Consider the following 21,084-nt stretch of genomic DNA (forward strand, 5'->3'; position numbering starts at 1 on the left):
CACGCCGACGCGCAGGTCGTCGGTCAGGGATGGCTGTCGATGTCGAACTGACGCCACGCGGCGTCCCACTCTCGTGACCGGTGCCGATCGGCGACCAGGCGCACGAGCACGGTCGAGCCCCACCAGACGAGCACGACGAGCATCACCACCCCGGCACCGGCGATCAGGCCCTCCATCACGGCGTCCGTTGTGGTCACGGGCGGGCCCACCACCGCGCCGGTGTCGTCGAGCCAGACGGTCCGGACCCGGCCGACGGCGTCGAGCGGCTCGGCGCCGACGGACGCAGTGAGCCGGTGACCGTTCGGGTCCTGCCACGCCACAGTGGTGCGGTCGGTGGTGTTCTGGCCGCTGTCGTTCGGCACGTCGGCGCCCGGAACACCGACGCCCGGGACGCCGGCACTCGGTGCACCGATGCGTGGTTCCCCGACGCCCTCGACGGACGTGCGAATGATGGTGGCGCTGACCGAATGCCGGGGTTCCTGGTGCTCGATCGTCGCTTTGTGCGCCGCATAGGTGTTGCCCCCGACGGTCAGGGCGACCATGAGCCCGGCGAGTGCTGCGATCCACAACATCACGAGTGTCGCGGTTTCCAGGCGGTCGGCGCGGCGGACCAGGCCATTCGACGATGCGTGCATCACGCGCCAGCAGTGGAGTTCGCGGGCGAGGAATCGCAGCATGTCCCCCTCCTGATGCCGGTCGCCCCTTACATGGTCGTTGCCGGTGGCCGGCCTGGACAGGGCCTTTGGTCCCGAAACGGGCGCAGCGCCGGCGTGTTCAGTCATTCGACTCACAAACGATCCGTGCTCGGCGTATCCTCGCACTGCGCCGATGGCCGACATCGTGTGGGGGTGCCGGGGCGTAGGGGGTCGACTCGAGGGGCGGGATCTCGCTCCTCGTCGGTGTCCACGATCGTCATGGTTCGACAGGTCGTCGATGGTCGTGGTCTGAGTGGAGGGGTTGACGTTGACCAGCGTTTTGTCTGTGGGCGCATCGAGACGCGGTGCGCGCACGTTTCTCACGGCGTCGGCGATCGGCGAGGCGATCGACATCGAGGAGTCGATCGTCCTGACCGGGTACGCGGCGCTCGCCGAGAGTGCCGCGGACTTCGGGGTGACGCCGGACCTGATGCGTGAGGTCGACGCGGCCGTGCACCGGCACCGGGCGATCATCGCGCGGCTTCGGCTGATGCGAACCGAAGCCGTTGCTGCCGAACAGGTCTCGTCGCCGCACGACGAGGCGCTGGCCGTCCTGGGTCTCGGTGGTCCCGATGGTGATCCGATCGCCACGGACATCGAGCCGTCGAAGGTGGTGCGGGCGTACCGCGACGCCGACCACGACGGTCGGCGTCCGGCGCTGGTCGCCGTCGCGTACCTGCTCGCCGCGACGCACGCGCTGACCGACCCGACGAACTGTGGGACCGCTTCGCCCGCACTCAATCTCATGCCCCCGCCGCTGCATCGGGACCGCGCCCTCCTGGAGAAGGTGCTGACCCACGCCGTGGCGACGTCCGACCCGGCCACCCGTGCGGAGCTGGCCGCTCACATCACCGCTGCGAGTGCCGCGTTCGCCGACGCCGGCGGCGGGGCCGACCGTTCCCTCTCCGTGCTGCGGTACAACCCGCACTCGTTGCGCACCTCGTGCCGGTCGATGGGTCTGGGCGAGGTCGACATCTCCATCGCCGGCTGATCTGATCGGCCACCGGGCGCGCGGCGATTACTCTGGGCGTCGTGACCACGTCGGTTTCGCAGCGCTATCGGTGGCTCCTGCACGTCGATCTCGACCAGTTCCAGGTCGCGGTCGAGCGGCTGCGGGCCCCCGAACTGGTCGGGGTGCCGGTGATCGTCGGCGGCAACGGCGATCCCACCGAGGCGCGCAAAGTGGTCACCTGCGCGTCGTATGAGGCGCGCGACGTGGGCGTCCGTGCGGGGATGCCGTTGCGGGCGGCGCACCGCAAGCTGCCCGACGCGGTGTATCTGCCGCTCGACATGGGCGCCTACGACGCGGCGTCCGCCGAGGTCATGGACGTCCTGCGGGCCACCGGTCACCCGGTCGAGGTCTGGGGCTGGGACGAGGCGTACCTGGGGGTGAGCGCGCGCGGGGCGGAGGTCGACCCCTTCGACGACGCGGCCATCGTCGACCTGGCCGAACGGATCCGTTCGGAGATCCTCGACCGGTGCGGGCTCACGAGCTGCGTCGGGATCAGCGACAACAAGCAGCGCGCGAAGATGGCCACCGGATTCGCCAAGCGTCCGCCCGGTGGTGCGCGAAGCGGTGTCGACGCGCCGCGCGTGTTCGTGCTCGACGACCGCAACTGGCTGGAACTGATGGGTGACCGACCCACCCGCGACCTGTGGAGCGTCGGGCCGAAGACGTCGGCGAAGCTCGCCGCCACTGGGATCAATACGGTGACCGAGCTGATCGCCACTCCGCGCGACGACTTGATCGCCACCTTCGGTCCGCACCAGGGCAATTGGCTGTACGTCCTCTGCCGCGGCGGCGGTGATTCGACGATCACCGCCGAACCCTGGCTGGCGCGTTCGCATTCCAAGTCCCGCACGTTCGCGACCGACCTCAGCGACGCCACCGAGATGCGCGCCGCCGCCGCGGACCTCCTGCGCGAGTTGCTCGATCAGGTGGTCGGCGAGGAACGCCTGCCGTTCCGGGTCGCGGTGACCGTCCGCACCACGACGTTCTACACCCGCACCAAGTCGAGGAAGCTCCCCGCGCCCAGCCTCGACTTCGCCGAACTCGAGTCGGTGGTCGCCGACCTGCTCACCAGGTTCGACATCGACCGCCCGGTCCGCCTCCTGGGCGTGCGCCTCGACCTGGTGACCGACGAGGAGGACGCTCCAACCTGAGGTGCTCCCTCCGCTCCCTGACCCGAAAGAAGCGCATAACCCCTGCTCCCGAGCCCGACGGGGCAGCTGAGCCACTGCTCCCTGATACGAAAGAAGCCCATAACCCCTGCTCCCTCGTCCGAAAGAACGACCTACCCCCTGCTCCCATGAGGAGCGCCCGGAGCTTGCGGAGGGCGCGTGCTCCCTGCTCCCTGAGGAGCGTCCGGAGCTTGCGGAGGGCGCGTCACGAAGGGTCTTCGCAATCCGACTCGCCAAGACCCTTCGTGACGCTCGCAAGCTCGCTCCTCAGGGAGCAGTAGAAGGGCTGGTAACTGGGACATCCTCCTGATGTGGTCGTAGGGGCTTGGTTATCCCAACCACAAAAGGAGGATGTCAATGTCTCAGGTTAGTCGATTGAGTCGGGGAGGCAAGCGACGAACTTTTCAAAGTCGCCTCCGCGGGGCGGCACGCTGGGTCGTCAACCGTCGCTGGGGCTTGCGCCTCAGGACGCAGCCCGGGCCACGATGAGTGGCACGAGTTGTTCTGCGGTGGTCCAGGCGCCGTGGTGGCCGAGCATCATCGACTCCATCGTCTCGCGCTTGCTGCGGGTGAGGGTGGTGGCGCCGCGGGCCACCGCGACGACGTCGCCGATGCGTTGTGCCACAGCGTCACTGACGATCGGTCCGAACCACTCTTCGTCGATGGTCTGCTCGCGCGAGACCACGTGCGCGGCGTCGCCGAGATACGACGCCCAACCGCTCAGCACGTCGTCGGCCGATCCCGGTGTCGCATAGACGTGCCGGACCCGCGCCTCGCCGGCCACCGCGTCGACTCCGTCGAGCAGGGCGGGGGCGGTGTCGATGTCGATCGCCCGGTCGGCGGTGATCATCCCGTGGTCACCGGTGACGAGAAGTGTTGTGCCATCGCCCAGTTCGGAGGCGAGATCGGCGACCAGCCGTTCGACGATGCGCAGCTTCTCCAGCCACTCCGCCGACCCCGGGCCGTGGATGTGGCCCGCCATGTCGAGTTCGCTGTAGTAGGCATACACGAAACGCCGGTGCCGACTCCGACGCCGCAGGGTTGTCAGCACGGCGTCGCGGATGCCGTCGGGTGTCACGGCGGGCAGGAACTGTCCCGAGGCGCGGAAGGCCGCCATCGTCAGGCCGGTTCCGCGGAACTCGCCGGGCATCACGTAGGTGACCCGGACACCCTTTGCGGCAAGTTCTTCGAGACTCCCTCGCTCGGTGCGGACGAGGGCCGGGGGATAGGTCATCAACGCCGACGGTCCGGAGGCGTCGTCGAGGGTCCAGCGCAGCGAGTTGAGCACTCGTCGTGATCCGCGGGTCCGGCATTCGTCACCCGGGCGGAAGCTGTACCCGATGATTCCGTGCACTCCGCACGACGTCCCGCCCGTCAGGCTCAGGATGCTGGTCGCGGTGGTCGCCGGAAACCCCGCCCGCAGCGTCGTCGAGGTCAGTTCCTTGAGCGTCGGGGCATGCTCGACGTAGTCGTCCAGCAGGGTCGCGCCCAGGCCGTCGATGAGCAGCAGCACCACCGAGTCGCTCGGCGGAACAACGGGTCCCGCACCCTCGGACGCGACCCCGAGTGCACCCGCCACCGCCGGCAACACGTCGGCGAGCGTGTGCGGATAGCCGTGCCAGTCCGCGGGGGCGAGCTCCAGCGGACCCGCCACTTCCGTCACCGCGCCCCCGAACCGGCCGGCCCGAACACATAGTGTCCCGACCGCAGGAACCGGACCGACCGACGCGCGTCTCCCTCGACGAGCAACGGCGACAACGCATCTCGCAGCGCAATCCGCCACCGTGCGGCGTCGAGCGGCGCGCTGACCCGCATCGACTCGACGTCACGCGGAACCTCGACAACGGCACCGGCATCAGGGGTGATGCGCTCGTGGTGCGCGACGGGATGGGATGGCCGGTCGACGTCGATGACCGACACGGCCCCACCGGCGAGCGCATCGTCCACCGACTCCACCGACCCCTCCGACCTCGACGACCCGTCCGGCACCGACGGCGCGGCGGACTTCAGGTCCCACGCCACCAGCACTCGGTCGGAGTCGGCATCGCCGCCCAGCTCGTCACCGAGTTCGCCGTAGAAATCCTCGTAGTAGTGCACGGGCGTCGCACCGAGCTTCGCGAGGTTGAAGTAGGCGTTCCGGGCGACCAGGGGATCGAAGGTCCAGGTGATCGTCGACAGTCCGCGCTCCAACGCCCAGCGACGCTGGTGCATCTTCAGCGCATGACCCACCTGATGGCCGCGGCCGCGGCGGGTCACCCCGGTGATGTGGCTGTGCAGGGTCTCGCCGACCGGTGCGCCGAAGAACGCCACGCTCCCGCCCGCGAGGTGGTCGCCGATGAAGGCGCCGGCCACATAGTTGCCGGCGTGACTGAGCGCCCGCAGCATGTCGGTCCCCACGGGCCGGTTCGTCGGATCGGGCCGCCACACGTCGTCGAAGATCCGCAGCAGGTCCTCGAGTTCGTCGGGCGACGACAGTTCACGAACCTCCACACCGAGGGTTGCATCCGACATGGGGTCGATTCTGTCATCGCCCGGCGACACCGTGGTCGGGGTTCGACCAGCCCGATCTAGGATGAGCCCCATGTCCCGCACCGCCCGACCGTCCGACGCGTTCGCACGCGTGGCCGCGGCCGGTGTGGTTCCCGCGGTCGCGGTCGCCGCGCACGGTGCGGCGAGTGGGGCGATGCCGAGTTCGTCGGGCGTCCTGCTGAGCGCCGCGATCGGCGTGGTCGCGTCGATGCTGCTCGCGCCGCGCCGGGGACGGCTCACGACGGCGGCGGCGTCGACCACGCTGGTCCTGTCCGCTGCCCAGGCGGCTAGTCACTGGGCTCTCGCGCTCGACGCGGGGCACGCCGCCCACGACGCCTCGACGCTGCCGATGCTCCTCACCCACCTGGTGGCGATCCCGCTCAGCGCGGTCGGAATAGTCGCCGGTGCCCACCTCCTGGCGTCGATCGGCTCGGTGATCCGATCGCTGGTGCCGCCGGTCGCCCTTGCGGCACATCCGGCCGCTCCGGTGTTCTGGTCGCCACCTTGTGTTCCGGCCGCACCCGCGTTGTGCGGCACCGGCGTTCGCGGACCACCGGCCGCCTCCTGACGCCGCCCGGGCCCCAGACCAGAACGGTGTGGGGTCGAAGCGCGCGTCCACGAGGACCGGTCCCGACACCATCGAAAGACACAATCCATGAAGCTCAGTTCCCCGCGGGCGACGATCGCCCGCCGCATCACCGCGCCCGCCGCCGCCGTCGCCCTCGTCGGCCTCGCCTCCTTCGCGGGTGCGGGTGCCGCGTCGGCGCACGTCACCGCCAACGCGCCGACGGTCACCCAGGGCGGGTACGGCGTCGTCACCTTCGTCGTCCCCAACGAGTCCGACGCCGCCGCCACGACTGCGCTCCGGGTAACGCTGCCCGGGCTGACCTCGGCCCGCCCGGAGGTGATGCCCGGCTGGAAGTCCGTCGTCACCAAGAAGGACGACAAGGTCACCGAGATCACCTGGACCGCCGATCCGGGTTCACCGGGGGTGCCGGTCGGACAGTTCGGCCAGTTCCGGTTCTCCGGCGGACCGTTCCCCGAGCAGGAGACCGTCGAACTCCCCGCGCTGCAGACCTACGCCGACGGTGAGACCGCCGACTGGAGTCAGCCGACCCCCGACGACGGCTCTGAGCCGGAGCTGCCCGCACCGACGCTGACCCTGCCCCCGGCCACGGGCGGCGGGCATCACGGCGGCTCGCACGCCGCCTCGACGACGGGCACCGCCGACGCATCGGACACCTCCGAGTCGTCGGCATCGTCTGAGGACTCCGCCGCGCGCTGGCTCGGTGGGATCGGCCTGGTGGTCGGCACCCTCGGCGCGGTCATCGGCGTCGCGGCGCTGACAGCCCTGCGTCGCAATGGTCGTGGCGGCGGCGATGCCTGACCGTCGCGCGCCGGTTCGACGCGTCGTCCTGGTCCTCGCGACGCTGCTGTGTCTCGGGCTCGTCGGATCGTGGGCGGCGGCCCCGGCGTCGGCGCACTCGCGGCTGGTCTCCTCCGACCCCGCCGAGGGGGCGACGCTGCAGACCGGTCCGCAGACGGTGACGCTGACCTTCAACGAGCCGATCCAGTCGTCGTATGCGGTGCTCAACGTCGTCGGACCCGACGACCACTACTGGCAGAACGGCGACCCGACGGTCGATGGCCCCAACCTGCGTGTCGGGGTACGCGAACTCGGTCCGGCCGGTGAGTACGTCGTCAACTACCGGGTGACCTCGGCCGATGGGCACGTCATCAGCGGACAGCGCACGTTCGAGCTCGCGGTCGCCGGCAACGGTGAACCCGGCCCGGCGATCGAAGCGGTCGATGCGTCGTCGGACGAGGGAATCCCGGTGTGGTGGTTCATCGCCGGCGCCGCCGTCGTCCTGATCGTCGGACTCGGCGTCGTGTTCTGGCTGAGCCGGCGACCCTCGACGCGGAGCTGACACCTGATGACCGTCCGCAACGGGTCGATCCTCGCGATGACCCTGGCCGGCGGTCTCGTCGTGAGCTGGTTGCTCGCCCGTCCCGGCGGTCCGGATCTCGTCGCCGTGCCCACCACTCTCGCGCTCGGTGTCTCCGTGACGCTGCTCGGTCTGGGGGCGCTGCCGACGGTCGACGCCGAGCCCTCGAGCCGGGTGATCGGCCTGCTGGCCGGGGTGTGGTTGTTCGCCGTACTGGTCAGCGCCTGGGTGCGGACGGCCGATCGGGCGGGTGTCGAGGTGCTCGACGTCAAGGCCGGCGACTTCGGCGACGTGCTGTTCTCGGGTGCGCCCGAGATGGTGGCGCTGGTGGCCGGGATCCTGATCCTCGCGTGGGTGGTGCTGGACCTGCTGACGGGGATCGAGATCCCCGTGCTCGTGGTCGGAGCGCTCGCGGCGATCGGGGTGCTGGCCACCTCGATCGCCGGGCACGCCGGCAACGACTCGTGGGGGCCGTTCCTCATCGGTGCCCACGCACTGGCCGCGGCCTGGTGGTGCGGACTGCTCGCGGCGATGCTGCTCTCGGTGCGCGGCAGGTCGGGGTGGGCGCGCAGTCTGCCGGTCTTCTCCGGCCGCGCACCCTGGGCCGTCGGGGTCCTCACGGTGACCGGCCTGATCTCCGGCCTGATCGAGGTCGACGGTCCGGCGAACTTGGTGAGCAGCGGTTACGGCCGGATCCTGCTCGCCAAGGCCGCAGTCCTCGCGATCCTCGTGGGTCTCGCGGTCTGGCACCGCCGGCGGTGGCTACCGGCCGTGCAGCGGCATCGCAGCAGCGAGCCCGCCTCCGTGCGCGCGGCCGTCGTCGAACTGGCGATCATGGCCGTGGCGCTGGGTCTCGCGGCCGGGCTGTCGGCGACCGCGCCGCTCTGAACCCCCTGCTAGCCGAGCAGGTGACCATTTTCCGCTGGTTGAGCCGGCTCCGAGCGCAGCGAGGCGCCGTGTCGAAGCCACTTTGCCGCGGGTCACCAGGTGGCCTCGACGGGCGCGGCGGCCTCGCTTCGCTCGTTCGTCGCTGCTCGACTTCACTCGCCCATCGGCGGCCGCGATTGGTCCCACAGCGCGAGGAGTTCGTCGATGATGTCGGTCGCCATGTGCAGGGTGCTGAGGTGACTCTCGCCGGGCATCTCGAACAGCTTCGCGTCGGGGAGCAGCGACACCATGTGCTCGCCGTGGGCGTACGGGATGATGTGGTCGGCGTCGCCGTGCCACCAGCGCACGGGCACGGTGACGTCGCCGACGCGGAAGCCCCAGTCCCGCGCGAAGACGACGACGTCGGCGAATGGCGCATTCATGCGCCGGCTTCCGCCGTGGAGCAGGTCGTCGAGGAACATGGCCCGGAACTCCGGGCGCGCCAACAGTTCTCGGTCCGCCTGCGGGGACAGTCGACCGTAGATGGAGATCGCGGGTTCGGCGATCGGCCGGGCGAAGCCGAGGGCGACGCTGAGCACCTGGCCGATCGGCGCGCCGGCGACGCTGACGAGCGGTGCGAGCAGCGTGCCGAGTCGCATGGCCCCGCCCTCGATGCGGTCGGGTCCGACCGTCGGCGCGACACCGCCGAGGATCCCGGCCGCCGTCACCCGATCGGGCATGGCATGGGCGACCCCGAGTGCGTACGGCCCGCCGCCCGACAGCCCGATGATCGCGAAGTCGTCGATGCCCAGGGCCTCGAGGACCTCGGCGAGGTCGGGGGCGAAGGCGGCGACGTTGTCGTACCGATGCGGGCTCGACGACCCCACGCCCGGCCGGTCGAGTCCGATGAGGCGGATTCCGCGTTCGAGCGCGTACGCACGCGCTTCGACGGGGATCTGGCGCCGGGCGCCGGGGGTGCCGTGTAACCAGACGATGGCCCGTCCGGTGGCCGAGCCGTACTCGGCGAATCCGATCCGACGATCACCGTCGGCGACGGCGATCGACCCCTCGATTTTCGGACGGGCGATGTCGATCATGTGATCAGCATCTCACGTACGGTTGGTGGCGTGATCCCCGAGTTCGTTCACGGCACCGCGCGCGCCATCCGCCACGTGTTCACCCCGTACCCGGCTCGGGACATCCCGGAGGGCCGGATGGTCGACCTCCCGGGGCGCGGGCGGGCGTTCGTCACCGACTCGGGCCCGCGCGACGCGCCCGCCGTGTTCCTCCTGCATTCGGTACTCACCACCGGGTTGCTCTGCTGGTATCCGACGATCCCGGCGATCAACGACCGCTATCGCGTCATCACCCTGGACGCGCGCTGGCACGGCCGCGGCATCGAGTCCGAGACCTTCGACCTCCGTGACTGCGCCGACGACGTCGTCGGCCTCGCCGACGTCCTGGGTATCGACCGGTTCACGGTCGCCGGGTTCTCGATGGGCGGCGGCATCGCCCAGCTGGTGTGGCGCCGCCATCCGGGACGGGTCGCCGGTCTGGTGCTCTGTTCGACCGGCCCGTACTTCAGCACGCATGATCCCCGGCACCGCGCGTCGTCGGAACGCATGGGTCGCATCCTCCGCCCCGTCTACCGCTTCCTGCCGCGGGTGTCCGACAAGAGCCTCGACAAAGCGGCCCACACCACCATCTGGGCGCTCCGGCAGTTCCTCTCGACGCCGCTGGTCCACCTTGGCGACTTCGGAAACGGGCTGGGGGTGTTCGACTCTCGCGGTTGGCTCCACGAGGTCGACGTCCCGACCGCCGTCGTCGTCTCCATCCGCGACCGGGTCGTCGAGCCCGAACGGCAGCAGTTGCTGATCGACGGCATCCCCGGCGCACAGCGCTTCGAGGTCGACGGCGGTCATGCTTGCTGTGTCCTCGGCGCGCGCTACTTCATCCCACCGTTCGCCGAGGCGCTCGACGCCGTGGTGCCTCGGGATCGGTCGGCAGTGGCGGCTCACTGACAGAGCCGCCGTTCACACTGTGGAGTTGTCAAGGGACGGATGCGGTCCCGGGGTATGCCCGGGTGCGGAAGGTGCTACGCGAGAACTGTTGTGGGACGTCGGTCAGGCGGCGTCGTCGAGTCGCATGGTGCGTCGGTTGTAGGCGGGTAGGGGTCGGCGCTGCGTGTCGATACTGGCGGGTGGGACGAGCCAGGGGTGTCGGTCGAAGCCCATGACGATGTCCCAGCCGTGGTGGTGGACCTGGGTGTGGCAGCGCTGGCACAGTAGGCAGCCGTTGTCGAGGTCGGTGGGTCCGCCGTCAGCCCACGACTTGATGTGGTGGACCTGGGTATGTGACGGTGGTGCACCGCATTTGATGCAGCAGGTGTCGCGGACGATGATCGCTTTGCGTAGGTGTGACGGATACAGCCGATGGGTGTGGCCCATCTGCAGCGGTACGCCCTCACCGTCGAGAACGATCTCAGTAAGCGAGCAGTCGCACGACACCTGTTTCGCGGTCGCTTGGCTGACCGATCCGGTCCACAGCAGCGTGGCCTGGTCTCCGGTCGCGGGGATCGTCAGCATCAACTGGGTGCGCGGGGAACCAACGGTATCGATGCTCGCGCCGACCGCGGCTTGGTCGAGGATCAGTTCGAAGGCGTCGGCGCGGCGTTGCTCGGCGGTACGCCGGTCCTCGGCGCCGTCGGGTTCGGGTCGCGGGCAGAAGCGTTCGTCGATCATCGCGAGGAACTTCTCGCCGACGACCTGGGTGAGGTCGGCGCGGACTTCGACGCGGCCGTCGTCTGTGGTGTGGGCGTTGACCGAGTTCAGCGATGGGTCGTCGGCTACGGGGATGCCCTTGTCGGAGGCGTCGGCAAGGCTGTTGGCGATCGCGCGAGCGTGTTTGAGCACTTGCGTCGGTGTCGCGCCTGAGAGCGCTTGGGCGATGAGGTCGATCTCGTACCTTGATCGCCCATCATCGAAAATGCCGTCGGCGCAGCACTTCTCGATCTGGTTGACGCCGCGGACGATGGCGTCGACTACTTCGCTGGACAGTCGCCCGTCGGCGGCATGACGCGCCAGGTCCGGCAACGTAGGCAGAGCGTCGACACTGCGCATGGTGCGAAGAGCGGCGGCCGGTGCATGTCCTGACTCGATCAGCAACTTCTTGGTGGTGCTGCCGGCTTTCTGGGCGACGCCGAGTTCGTCGAGTTGTGCTGCGTGGGTGACGATCTGATGATCAGCAAGGTTGCGTATCAGCCGCCACGTATTGAGGGCGTCGAATGTCGCTCTGCCCGTTGGGTCGTCGGCGGGTGGGGTGGTCTCGATGAGCTGATCGAGAAGAGTGGCGAGCTCTGGCATGACTCCAAGGTACAGGAACATTCGTTCGATTTCGAGGAGTTTCCACAAGCCGGGAACAGCGAATTCATCGACTGTGCACCGTTTTTCGTCGACTGCGCGGTAACTGTTGTCAGTGATTGACTCCAGTCACACCCGTTTCGAGTTCGCGCCCAGAATTGGTGATTCGCGCCATGATCACGAGCCCCACGGGCGGTCAGGTAGCGGCCTTCGTGATGCAGACGAACGCCCACTCGGTGCTCGTGGTCCCCACAGAGATCGGCGGTGGCCGGCAGGTCGAAGTTCGGCGGCACCGGCGCGAGTGGCGCGTAGGCCTCCTTGCGCTCAGCGGGTCCGCCGTAGCCCGCCACGCCGATCGGCGTGCGGTCGGTGGTGTAAGCGGCGCCGTGCCGTACCGGGCGCTGCCAGTCGTCCCCGTTGTCGGTGATGCCGACTGTCAGGTCGACCGCGCTTGACGGATCCTCTGGTTCGACGTGCGCAACGGCCAGGCCGCCGCCCGAGGGTCGTCCCTCACGAGGTTGACGAGCGGTCCGACGCGTCGGCTGACGCACCCGTGCCAAATCGGTGGGCCCAAAAGCGGAGGGCGCAGCCGATGACGGTGGATGCGCCGACCGATCACTGTCACCGACGTGGATGGCCGAGGTCTGCTGGTCCGGTCGCGAGGACGCAGAGCGCCAACACCGCCGTTGTCAAACGACCAGAAGTCGACGCAGTAGCACCACGTGACGTCGACGTGGTCTCGCGAATGGACTCACGACGATCCCGCCGAGACTGCTGACTGACAAGTAATACTTGTCGATGACGTTTCGCGGTGGCCCTACCGCCCAAACGTCTCGACATTGTTGCCGAACCACATGGAACGTTTGTGATTAGCTGCAGCGCAGCGTCTTTAGCGTTGCGACACGGTCAGGTGACCCACTTTCTCAGGTGTGACATCAACTACAAATTCGTGCCGTAAGTCGCGTGACTTCCGCCCACATCGCGGCTCGGGCGGCGGCCCAGGGCGGCGCTGTCTGTCTACCAAACTATCTCTGCCGCAACCTAAGACGAAACGCAGCTCAACCCCGCGTCGAGCCCGAAGTTAGCACCGCCACGGCCGCGGCTCGCACAATTCGTACAGTCGATGTGCTCCATCAACTTTCTTTTTAGCGTTACTATCATTTCAGTTCGCGATTCGGTTGCCAGGGGAGGCCCGCAGGGTTGGCGCCGGAGCCGCGTCTGGCGTTGGAGCCCACTGCTCAGGCGCCGTCCTGGGGAGGATCTCGATGACTGTTCTCGATTCAGTCGTGCCCGCGTCGCCGCCATCTGCGGACGTCGACGCCGACGCGGCTTCGACGCCGGCGCAAGGTGCGGCTCGTCGCACATGGCGAGCGACGCTGACCGCGCCGCGTGAGATGTCGATGGGCGCCCGGTACGCGTCGACGATCGGTGCGGGCATGCTGGCGTTCGCGCCGGCCATCGCTGCCGAGTTCGACGCGCTCCGCCAGGGGTCGCCGACGGCATACCTGCTGTTCGTACCCCTGTGGTGTCTGATGATCGCCTTCGGGCTCGACGTCTCGTCGCGGGGCCGTGAGATCGGTGACGGCGAGTTCGACCGCATCCTGGTCGTCATCGTGGGCGGCGCGCTCGGACTGACCGCGGCCCTGGTCATCCCGCGGATTCCGGCCGTCGCGGCGTTCTGGCACGCCGATCTGATCCCGCTCCTCATCTGGGTGTTCGCGGCGTCGATCGTGGTCTTCGGGATCCGACGCGTCGTCCGCGATTACCTCATCTGGTTGTTCCTGCTGACCTGCTTCCCGCCGAACTACCTGCTGATGGGGCAGGTGCTCGGCGGCACGACCGTCGCCTTCGGTGCGTTGTCCGTGGCGATTGCCCTCGTCGTGACGTACATGGCGCTGCGTCGCCACCCCCGCGTCGCTCTCGCGACCGCGGCGCTGTCCGGCGTCGGCGGCGCGGTGCTGGTTGCGGTACTCCACGACATCCCGGTCCTGGCCTACACGGTTCCCGCCGGTGCGGTGACCGCGATCGCGATCGTCGTACGACTCCGGTTCGGCAGAACGGGCTCGGCACGCGCCGGTCTGCCCAAGCAGTCCATCGCCACCCTGGCGTCGGCCTGGTTGGTGGCACTGGTGATCCTGGCGGTCACCCCGTTTGCGCCGGAATCGCCGAAACCCGTTGTGTCACCGCCCATCGGCGAGGAGTGGCTGGAACAGTTGCGGACACTCGGTATCGGGATCACCGAGCCCGAGGTGTTCGACTGGGGTCCGCGGGTCATGGGGTCCGACGGTGACGTGCGCCGGTACCGGGTCACGACGGGGCAGACCGGTCCGGAGAACAGGCCGCTGTCCACCGCCTATCTCGACGTGTTCTCCACCGCGGATCTGGGCCGCTTCTCCAGTTACCGCCGTGGTCTCTGGTACGAGACGGTGCCGCCGGCGACGATCCACTCGACTCCCGCCTCTTCGGACGGCCGACACGCCCGGCTCGGCAGCATCGCCAACACCCTGGAGTCGGTCCGCACCTCGGATCAAACGCTGTGGACCGGTCGATTCTGGGGTTGGCGAGTTCCCACGCCAGCCGGTGAGCGCTACATCGCCGTCTACCTGATGGCCGCGCGTGACCAGCCGGGTTCGTCGAACGTCGCCGAGCCGAAGCCGCCCAGCTATGCCACCACCGTCGCCGAACCCATCAGTTGGCTCATCCGTGGTAGCGACGGCACCCCGGACCCCGTCGACGACTCCGACCTCGATGTCGCGCTGACCGATCTCGCGTGGTCGATGATCGACGCCGTCGAACGACCAGCTCGGTGACCACCCCCGACGCGGGACCGCTCACCGACGCGCGCCACGTCTCCACCCTGTCGGCACGACATCCGTTGAGCCGCAGGCAGCGTCTCGGCCTCGTCGTGCTCGCGATCGTGACCGCGGCAGCGTTCCTCCTGACCTGGCGGGTCTCACTCGCGGTCATCCTGAGCATCTGCGCCTTGTACTTCCTGGTCTCGAGCGTCGACAAGTTCGTGCTCATCACCCGCGGCATGTCCGGCAGGGGAGTGCTGCGGGTGTCCGACGACGACGCACGCGCGATTCCCGACGCCGACCTGCCGGTCTACACCGTGCTGTTGCCGGTCTACGGGGAACCCGAGATCGTCGCCAACCTCGTCGCCGGTGTCGGCAAGATCGATTATCCCGCAGACAAACTCGACATCCTGCTCGTCCTCGAGGCCGACGACCACGAGACCCGGGAGGCTGTCGAACACGCCGACCTGGACGGGATCACCCCGGTGCTGGTCCCGCCGAGCGAGCCGCGGACCAAACCCAAAGCGTGCAACGTCGCCATGAGTCTGCCGTCGGAACGCAGCGACATCGTCACCATCTACGACGCTGAGGACATCCCGGATCCGCTGCAATTACGCAGGGCGGCAGCCGTCTTCGCCGCAAGTCCGCCCGAGGTCGGGTCGGTGCAGGCGCGTCTCGGTTACTACAACGAGCGCGAGAATCTCCTGACCCGGTGGTTCGCCATCGAGTACGACCAGTGGTTCTCCTACATGCTGCCCGCACTCAGTGCGTCGAAGTGTGTGATCCCGCTCGGCGGGACGTCGAACCACATCCGCACCGACGTGCTGCGGGAGGTCGGCGGATGGGACGCGTACAACGTCACCGAGGACGCCGATCTCGGAATTCGGCTGGCGCGCTACGGGTATCGCACAGTCGTCCTGGATTCGCTCACCGGTGAAGAGGCGAACGCCGACGTCGTGAACTGGGTCCGGCAGCGCTCCCGGTGGTACAAGGGCTATCTCCAGACCTTTCTGGTGCACACCCGCCACCCGGTCGACATGATCCGTGAACTCGGACTCGTTCCCGCACTCCGTATCTCGAACCTGACCGCGGGCATGCCGATCGCCAACACCCTCAACCTGCTGTTCTGGGCGCTGCTGCTGGTGTGGTTCGCCGGGAAGCCCGACTTCATGCATTCCCTGTTCCCCGGGCCCATCTATTACCTGTGCGTTCTGATGTTCACCGTGGGGAATCTGGCGACCATCATGCTGGGCGTCGTGTCGACCCGCACCCTCGGGAAGCCCTACCTACTCGGCGCCGCGCTGCTCGTGCCCGGTTACTGGTTCCTTCAGTCCATGGCTGCGATCAAGAGCATGGCGCAGCTCATCTACAAGCCCTCCTACTGGGAGAAGACCGTGCACGGACTCTCGGCCATGCCCGGTGCGTCCCGACCGCCGAAAGGTCCTGAGATTGTCTAGCAACAGTCCTGTCCGCCTGCGCCGCCTCCTGGGAGCGGTCCTGGCGGCGCTGATCGTCGGCACGGGAGCGGTGGCTCCGGCCGCGGCGGCGCCGGGAGACGGCACGACGACGCTCAACTGGCGGCAACTGGGAATGGGCACCTCGGTCACGATCGACGGCGCCGACGTTCCGGTCGGAGTGAGCATCCCGGTGCCGCAGGGGATGTCACCGACCACCCTGACCGGTGTGGTGGCGTCGGCGACCAACGTGACCGACGCCTTCATCCAGGTCGCCCGCACCGACGGCACGATCATCGGTACCGTCGTCGTACCGAGGTTCGGTCCGCGGCAGCTCAGCACCGCGTTTTCCGTTCCGCTGACCGCAGTGCCCGTGGGCGACAACGGCCGTGCGGATCTGCGACTGACGCTGCGCAACGGGACCGACGATTCGGTGTGCGGACCGGTGCCGGAGGTCGCACTGACCAGCCTGAACGTCGCCTTCCGGGGCGCCGCGACGGTGCCCGCCACCATTCAGGATGTGTTCGGGACCGTGGTCAACCGGGTGACCGTGTACACCCCGGAGGACCCGAGTGCCGCGGCCGCGCAGACCACGCTCGGCGTCGTCGCCGCCATCGCGAATCATTATCGTCCGCAACGTGTTGCGATCGATGTGGTGGAGTCGGCCGATGCCCGGTTGCCGCGCGCGGCCAGTCCGCTTGACCGGGCGGTCGTCATCCGCGAGGAGGGTGGGGCGGGGAGTGTCCGTCTGGAACGTGCGGGACTTCCCGGGGCCGTGTTGGTGATCAGCGGTGACCAGGACTCCCTGCCCGATCAGGTGGCCCTGTTCCGCGACGGGCTGACCGGTCTGGCGCAGACGCCCTCTGCCGCGGTCGAATCAGTCGGCGATCGGCAGATGCAGGGTTCGGACTCGGTGACCTTCGGGGAGTTCTCCGATCGGTTGTCGGTGGAGGCTCTCGGAACCGCCTCGCTGGTACCGGGTTTCGATCCGACGATCCTCGCCCTCGGTCGGCCCGGCGCGGTCGACGTCGCGCTGAAGGCGCGCTACACCCCGGTGCGCGACAACGAGCGCGCGAACGTCATGGCCGTCACCGGCGGCGAGATCCTGCACACGAGTGCGCTGAATGCGTCCGGTGCGCTGGACACGCAGTTCACCATCCCCGCCGCGCAGGTGGCGGCCAACGAACCACTCGAATTCCGGGTCTCCTACGAGCCGGCCCCGGGCGCCTGTTCGCCTCGCAGCGTGCCGCTGACGTTCCAGATCGACCCGTCGTCGACCGCGTCGTCGAGCACGACTCCCGTTCGGATGGGCGGTTTCTCGTCGGTGCCACTCGGGTGGCAGCCGACCGTCCAGGTCGCGCTCGACAACACCAACCCGGCGCAACTCGACGCCGCCGCCGCACTGCTCGCGTCGGTGCAGCGCAGTTCGGCCACCGCACTGTCGCCGGTGCTGGTGCCGCTGGATCAGGCGATCGCCAGCAATACCGGCGCACTCGTGGTGGCCGATGCGGCGAACGCCCGCCCGCTGAATCCGCCGATCAACACCGAGGATTCGTCCACGCTCGTCGACCTGGCCGCGCAGATCAGGCTGGCGATCCCGGACGGGCTGGGCACCATCCAGGCGTTCTCGCAGAACTCGCGCACGGTGGTGTTGGTGAGCACCTCGGGGTCGTGGGATCTGGTCGACCCGCTGTTCGCGTATCTCGATGATCAGCAGGGAGATCTGGCGAACCTCCGCGGTGACGTCCTGGTGGCCGGCCGCGCGGGTCAGCCCGAGCTGATGACCGTGCGGGCCGACGGTCCGCAGGCCGAGGTCGATCAGGTCGGCACCAGTTGGGTGGTGTGGCTGGGTGTCAGCGCCGCCGTCTTCGCAATCGCAGTCCTCGTTTCGGTGGCGATCATGTTGTATCGCAGACGCTTCGGCGGCTCGGGCGATCCCGCTGACGGCTCGACTACATGACCGTCGAGCTTCACGACGACGCCTCGGCACCGGCGGCCGGTGTGCAGCCGCCGGTGAGTGAGGGCCGTCGACGGCTCACCGCGACGAAGTGGTGGGGTATGTCGCTGTTCGCCGGTCTGGTCGCCGGGTATCTGGCGGTCGGTGCGTACCTGTATTTCGCTGTCGGATACATCAATCCCGACGCGAGCAGTCGCGTGGGCAACGCCGGGTTCACCATCTGGAGCCGGGACCCGCATCTGGGCGCGATCGGCTTCGTGTGGAATCCGTTGCCGAGTCTGATCGAAATCCCGCTCGTCGAACTGTCGTCGCACTGGCCCCTGAACCAGTGGCCGGAGCTGCGTCGCGTCGGATTCGCCGGTGCGGTCATGAGCGCGGTGTTCATGGCCGGTGCCGGGTGGCAGGTTCGACGTATCGCCCTCGATTACGGTGCCGGCCGCCTGCTGCGCTGGATCGCGTTCGCGGCGTTCGCGCTGAACCCGATGATCATCCTGTACGCGGGGATGGGGATGAGCGAGGCGCCGTTCCTGTTCTTCCTGCTGTGGACATGCCGTCGAATCCTGCTGTGGGTGAATCGATCACGTGTGCTCGATCTGGTCATCGCCGGCGTCGCCCTGGGTTTGGCGTACCTGACGCGCTACGAGGCGCTACCCGCGGCTGCGGGCGTGGCGGTCGGGGTGTTCGTGGTGTCGACCCGACGGCACCGTCCCGAGGAGCCGTCCGGACCCGCAGCGTGGCGGGCCGGCGCGCCCTTCGGTGTGCACGACGCGACCATCGTGGCCATGCCCACCGCGTTCGCGTTCGTGGTGTGGGCGGGCCTCGGCTGGCTCCTCGACGGGAATGCGTTCTCCCAGTTCTCCTCGCAGTACGGCAACTCGGCGCAGGTGGAGGCGGCGGGGATCGTCTCGGCCGAGGACGTCGGAGCAGGGCCGCTGGCGGAGGTGATCGTCGCCAACCTGCTCGGCATGCAACCACTGCTGTTCGCGGTGCTGCCGGTCGTGGCCTGGATCGCGGTCCGGTTGCGGAGGGTCGACGCGGCGGTGCCGGCAGTCGTGTTCGGCTCGGTTCTGCTGTTCCAGATGTCCGCGGTGATCCTCGGCTCGACCTTCGGCTGGTTCCGCTTCTACCTGGCGTCGACGCCGCTGATCGTCGTCGCGGTCCTCGTCGCGTGTGGGCCCGCCCACCGTCTGCTCCCCGACGCCAGGCAACCTCTGCTCCCTGAGGTGCGAGGAGCGTTAGCGACCGGGGTGTTTCCGCTCCCTGAGGTGCGAGGAGCGTTAGCGACGAGCCACGAAGGGTCCGCTGACCTACACGCTGCGCCCACCCGCCGCTCCTTGAGCAGCGATCGGAGCTTGCGGAAGTCGCCCACCCGCCGCTCCTTGAGCAGCGACCGGAGCTTGCGGAGGTCGTGTGTCGAAAGGACCACCCTCACCACACTCATGGCGCTGGTCCTGGCGACCTCGATACCCGTGACGGCGTCGTCGATGCTCAACCCGGCGCTGGGCAAGGAGGAGTACGGCCTGCGCTCGGCGTTCTGGCCCGATCGCCACCCGCCGTCGGAGTTCTGGTTCTACTGGTTCGGCGAGGTCTCGGGCAACGTCGCCGCCTGGCTGGACAGTCAGAATCTGCCGGAGGGCTCCGTTCTCGTCGACACCTTCGGGGTCTCGCGCGTCTGGCTGGAGTCCGAGCGCCCCGAACAGTTCGTCGTGCGCAGCGACTTCGACTTCTTCGCGAAGCTGAACGCACCCGCGGAGCAGGGCGTGCAGTACATCCTCACGCAGCGGCCGACCGGCCTCGGCTCACTCGACGCCATCAACGTTCGCTATCCAACGCTCTGGGCCGACGGCGCCGGCATCGCGACGGTCGCCATGACGGTGACGACGCCGACTGGCAAACCGCAGTTCCGGATCTATCGGATCAAGGGATCGGACTGACCGTTACGGATTAACCCAGAAGGTGGCCGCAACCGGCGTGCTCAGGATGATGTTCTCTTGCGGGTAGTACTCGCCGGTCACCACCAGCTGGCCGGCTCCGGTGCGGATGGTGCTGCGGCGGTGGGGGTAGTCGTACGGGATCGAACCGGCGGCTCCGGTGGTGAGATTGCGCCAATGCCACCGGAATCCGTAGCCGAGGGGATATGGGTAGATCTGGCCACGTCCGTAGTACACACGCGGCTGGGCGACTCCGGCGCCGCCGACGCCCCAGACCAGCCCGGGTACCTGCACGGTGACCGAGTGATCCAGCTTGGGATGAGGCGGCGGGGGCGAGGCGGTTGCCGTGGCCGATGCCGACCACAGCGGCACGATGACCGCGAACGCGAGCATCAGCGAGAGGATTGCGCGACGAATTGTCATTCCGTGACGGTAGCGCCCGCTGGTTGAGTTTTCCGCGCTATTTGAGCTGCGAGTGGCTTCCACGAGGCCAACCGTCAAGAACCCCACCTACGCCTGCAACTCGAAAGCCTTCAGCACGGTCGTCGTCCAGATCTGCTGGCCGGCCGGGTTGGGGTTCACGGTGTCACGCAACAACGGGCGGAGTGCAGCGGAATCGGCGGGGAATGCGGAGTACACGTCGATGACCTGGATGCCTTCGGCGTCCATCGCGGACGCGTAGCCCTCCATGATCGCGTTGGTGGCGCCACCCTGCGCGGGGCTTTGCTTGATGGCCACGAGCTCGGCGTTGGGGTACTTCTGGCGCAACTCGGTGATGAGCGGCTCGAGCTGCTCGGCGAGCGGGGTGTTCGGGTCCTGGGTGTGGCCGAAATTGAGCAGGATCAGATCCGGCGTGACGTCCGGGGTGATCAGTTTGTCGAGATTCTCGAGCGCGTAGTCGGCGTCTTTGCCGGAGGCGCTGCCGTTCCAGAAACCGATCGGGCCGTTCGGTCCGTCGCCGAGCCCGACCATGGCGCCGTAGTCATTGGTGGTGGCATTCCAGAATTTGGTGGCCATCGGGCGTTGGAGTTTTTGGCTGATCGTCGTCCCGAGTGCGGGAGCCCATCCGTCGCGGGCGGCGCCGGTCGAGTCGCCGAGGAGCACGATGGTCCGGGGCTCAGAGGGATTGGCCTCTGCGTCTTCGATGAATTCGAGGGTCGCCGGCTGCTCGAGTGGAGCCATGCTTGCTGGGGTCACACCTGCCGAAGATGTCGACGTCGGCGCTGTCCGATTGCTGGACACGATCAGTCCGACGATCAGGATCACCGCACAGACAACCATCACGATCCAGGCCCAGATGGGCGCGGAACCGAAAACGCGTTTCACAGCGTTCAACATCTACGTAATCTCCAACTCGATTGAGGCCCCCC

18 protein-coding genes are annotated in these 21,084 nt (G+C 68.3%); 11 read left to right on the top strand and 7 right to left on the bottom strand.

The annotated features are described in order from the left end of the window. Nucleotides 1-23: 23 nt before the first annotated feature. Complete coding sequence (locus tag ACFVHY_RS03080) at nucleotides 24-677, bottom strand: hypothetical protein (protein ID WP_390268177.1); 654 nt, start codon at nucleotides 675-677, stop codon at nucleotides 24-26. A gap of 304 nt (nucleotides 678-981) precedes the next feature. On the opposite strand from ACFVHY_RS03080, the gene ACFVHY_RS03085 reads away from it, so the two are divergent. Further along, entirely contained in the window at nucleotides 982-1,686 is a 705-nt protein-coding gene (locus ACFVHY_RS03085) for a hypothetical protein (RefSeq protein ID WP_390268180.1), read from the top strand. A 41-nt stretch (nucleotides 1,687-1,727) separates the two neighbouring features. Then, nucleotides 1,728-2,858 carry a DNA polymerase IV gene (locus ACFVHY_RS03090; protein ID WP_390268183.1) on the top strand — a complete coding sequence of 377 codons (1,131 nt, stop codon included), beginning with the start codon at nucleotides 1,728-1,730 and terminating at the stop codon, nucleotides 2,856-2,858. Nucleotides 2,859-3,339: 481 nt separating this feature from the next. Here ACFVHY_RS03090 and ACFVHY_RS03095 read toward each other — a convergent pair whose 3' ends face one another. Both ACFVHY_RS03095 and ACFVHY_RS03100 read right to left on the bottom strand, forming a co-directional pair. Further along, on the bottom strand, nucleotides 3,340-4,530 hold the full coding sequence (locus tag ACFVHY_RS03095) for an alkaline phosphatase family protein (RefSeq protein ID WP_390268186.1): 1,191 nt from the start codon (nucleotides 4,528-4,530) through the stop codon (nucleotides 3,340-3,342). Between the two features lie 5 nt (nucleotides 4,531-4,535). Continuing rightward, complete coding sequence (locus tag ACFVHY_RS03100) at nucleotides 4,536-5,387, bottom strand: GNAT family N-acetyltransferase (protein WP_390268189.1); 852 nt, start codon at nucleotides 5,385-5,387, stop codon at nucleotides 4,536-4,538. A 70-nt stretch (nucleotides 5,388-5,457) separates the two neighbouring features. Between ACFVHY_RS03100 and ACFVHY_RS03105 the strand changes: the two genes are divergently transcribed. From ACFVHY_RS03105 to ACFVHY_RS03120, 4 genes are all read left to right on the top strand, one after another. Then, nucleotides 5,458-5,973, top strand: a complete 516-nt coding sequence (locus ACFVHY_RS03105) for a YtxH domain-containing protein (RefSeq protein WP_390268192.1) — start codon at nucleotides 5,458-5,460, stop codon at nucleotides 5,971-5,973. An 87-nt stretch (nucleotides 5,974-6,060) separates the two neighbouring features. Beyond that, entirely contained in the window at nucleotides 6,061-6,792 is a 732-nt protein-coding gene (locus ACFVHY_RS03110; protein ID WP_390268195.1) for a YcnI family protein, read from the top strand. Then, complete coding sequence (locus tag ACFVHY_RS03115; RefSeq protein WP_390268198.1) at nucleotides 6,785-7,333, top strand: copper resistance protein CopC; 549 nt, start codon at nucleotides 6,785-6,787, stop codon at nucleotides 7,331-7,333. The genes ACFVHY_RS03110 and ACFVHY_RS03115 overlap by 8 nt, the downstream gene beginning before the upstream one ends. A gap of 6 nt (nucleotides 7,334-7,339) precedes the next feature. Then, a complete protein-coding gene (locus tag ACFVHY_RS03120) occupies nucleotides 7,340-8,239 on the top strand; it encodes a copper resistance D family protein (protein WP_390268201.1) in 900 nt (299 codons plus the stop codon). Between the two features lie 152 nt (nucleotides 8,240-8,391). On the opposite strand, the gene ACFVHY_RS03125 is transcribed toward ACFVHY_RS03120, so the two are convergent. After that, nucleotides 8,392-9,315, bottom strand: coding sequence for an alpha/beta fold hydrolase (locus ACFVHY_RS03125; RefSeq protein WP_068971172.1), 924 nt, complete (start codon nucleotides 9,313-9,315; stop codon nucleotides 8,392-8,394). Between the two features lie 30 nt (nucleotides 9,316-9,345). Here ACFVHY_RS03125 and ACFVHY_RS03130 point away from each other — a divergent pair, with 30 nt between their 5' ends. Next, nucleotides 9,346-10,239, top strand: a complete 894-nt coding sequence (locus tag ACFVHY_RS03130; protein WP_390268205.1) for an alpha/beta fold hydrolase — start codon at nucleotides 9,346-9,348, stop codon at nucleotides 10,237-10,239. 102 nt (nucleotides 10,240-10,341) lie between these two features. Here the strand turns inward: ACFVHY_RS03130 and ACFVHY_RS03135 are convergent, their stop codons facing one another. Next, nucleotides 10,342-11,601: a DUF222 domain-containing protein gene (locus tag ACFVHY_RS03135; RefSeq protein WP_390268208.1), complete on the bottom strand. Its 1,260-nt coding sequence runs from the start codon at nucleotides 11,599-11,601 to the stop codon at nucleotides 10,342-10,344. A 1,241-nt stretch (nucleotides 11,602-12,842) separates the two neighbouring features. Here ACFVHY_RS03135 and ACFVHY_RS03140 point away from each other — a divergent pair. Genes ACFVHY_RS03140 through ACFVHY_RS03155 form a run of 4 tightly spaced genes read left to right on the top strand, consistent with a single transcriptional unit; the run spans nucleotide 12,843 to nucleotide 19,717 of the window. Next, on the top strand, nucleotides 12,843-14,387 hold the full coding sequence (locus tag ACFVHY_RS03140; protein WP_390268211.1) for a hypothetical protein: 1,545 nt from the start codon (nucleotides 12,843-12,845) through the stop codon (nucleotides 14,385-14,387). Beyond that, nucleotides 14,384-15,829: a glycosyltransferase family 2 protein gene (locus ACFVHY_RS03145; protein ID WP_390268214.1), complete on the top strand. Its 1,446-nt coding sequence runs from the start codon at nucleotides 14,384-14,386 to the stop codon at nucleotides 15,827-15,829. The genes ACFVHY_RS03140 and ACFVHY_RS03145 overlap by 4 nt, the downstream gene beginning before the upstream one ends. Beyond that, a complete protein-coding gene (locus ACFVHY_RS03150) occupies nucleotides 15,822-17,786 on the top strand; it encodes a hypothetical protein (protein WP_390268217.1) in 1,965 nt (654 codons plus the stop codon). Before ACFVHY_RS03145 ends, ACFVHY_RS03150 begins: the two co-directional genes overlap by 8 nt. Then, nucleotides 17,783-19,717, top strand: coding sequence for an ArnT family glycosyltransferase (locus ACFVHY_RS03155; RefSeq protein WP_390268220.1), 1,935 nt, complete (start codon nucleotides 17,783-17,785; stop codon nucleotides 19,715-19,717). Before ACFVHY_RS03150 ends, ACFVHY_RS03155 begins: the two co-directional genes overlap by 4 nt. Before the next feature lie 3 nt (nucleotides 19,718-19,720). Here ACFVHY_RS03155 and ACFVHY_RS03160 read toward each other — a convergent pair whose 3' ends face one another. Both ACFVHY_RS03160 and ACFVHY_RS03165 read right to left on the bottom strand, forming a co-directional pair. Then, nucleotides 19,721-20,137 carry a hypothetical protein gene (locus ACFVHY_RS03160; RefSeq protein WP_390268223.1) on the bottom strand — a complete coding sequence of 139 codons (417 nt, stop codon included), beginning with the start codon at nucleotides 20,135-20,137 and terminating at the stop codon, nucleotides 19,721-19,723. 87 nt (nucleotides 20,138-20,224) lie between these two features. Then, the gene (locus ACFVHY_RS03165) at nucleotides 20,225-21,052 is read right to left on the bottom strand and encodes an SGNH/GDSL hydrolase family protein (RefSeq protein ID WP_390268226.1); all 828 of its coding nucleotides are present in this window, start codon (nucleotides 21,050-21,052) and stop codon (nucleotides 20,225-20,227) included. Nucleotides 21,053-21,084 lie beyond the last annotated feature (32 nt).

Source organism: Gordonia sp. NPDC127522, assembly GCF_042672305.1.
In the GTDB taxonomy this organism is placed as follows: Bacteria; Actinomycetota; Actinomycetes; order Mycobacteriales; family Mycobacteriaceae; genus Gordonia; species Gordonia hongkongensis.

Coding starts and splice junctions, on each gene's coding strand:
- ACFVHY_RS03080 (WP_390268177.1), bottom strand. CDS start 677: ATGCTGCGATTCCTCGCCCGCGAACTCCACTGCTGGCGCGTGATGCAC.
- ACFVHY_RS03100 (WP_390268189.1), bottom strand. CDS start 5,387: ATGTCGGATGCAACCCTCGGTGTGGAGGTTCGTGAACTGTCGTCGCCC.
- ACFVHY_RS03105 (WP_390268192.1), top strand. CDS start 5,458: ATGTCCCGCACCGCCCGACCGTCCGACGCGTTCGCACGCGTGGCCGCG.
- ACFVHY_RS03110 (WP_390268195.1), top strand. CDS start 6,061: ATGAAGCTCAGTTCCCCGCGGGCGACGATCGCCCGCCGCATCACCGCG.
- ACFVHY_RS03115 (WP_390268198.1), top strand. CDS start 6,785: ATGCCTGACCGTCGCGCGCCGGTTCGACGCGTCGTCCTGGTCCTCGCG.
- ACFVHY_RS03120 (WP_390268201.1), top strand. CDS start 7,340: ATGACCGTCCGCAACGGGTCGATCCTCGCGATGACCCTGGCCGGCGGT.
- ACFVHY_RS03125 (WP_068971172.1), bottom strand. CDS start 9,315: ATGATCGACATCGCCCGTCCGAAAATCGAGGGGTCGATCGCCGTCGCC.
- ACFVHY_RS03135 (WP_390268208.1), bottom strand. CDS start 11,601: ATGTTCCTGTACCTTGGAGTCATGCCAGAGCTCGCCACTCTTCTCGAT.
- ACFVHY_RS03140 (WP_390268211.1), top strand. CDS start 12,843: ATGACTGTTCTCGATTCAGTCGTGCCCGCGTCGCCGCCATCTGCGGAC.
- ACFVHY_RS03155 (WP_390268220.1), top strand. CDS start 17,783: ATGACCGTCGAGCTTCACGACGACGCCTCGGCACCGGCGGCCGGTGTG.
- ACFVHY_RS03160 (WP_390268223.1), bottom strand. CDS start 20,137: ATGACAATTCGTCGCGCAATCCTCTCGCTGATGCTCGCGTTCGCGGTC.
- ACFVHY_RS03165 (WP_390268226.1), bottom strand. CDS start 21,052: ATGTTGAACGCTGTGAAACGCGTTTTCGGTTCCGCGCCCATCTGGGCC.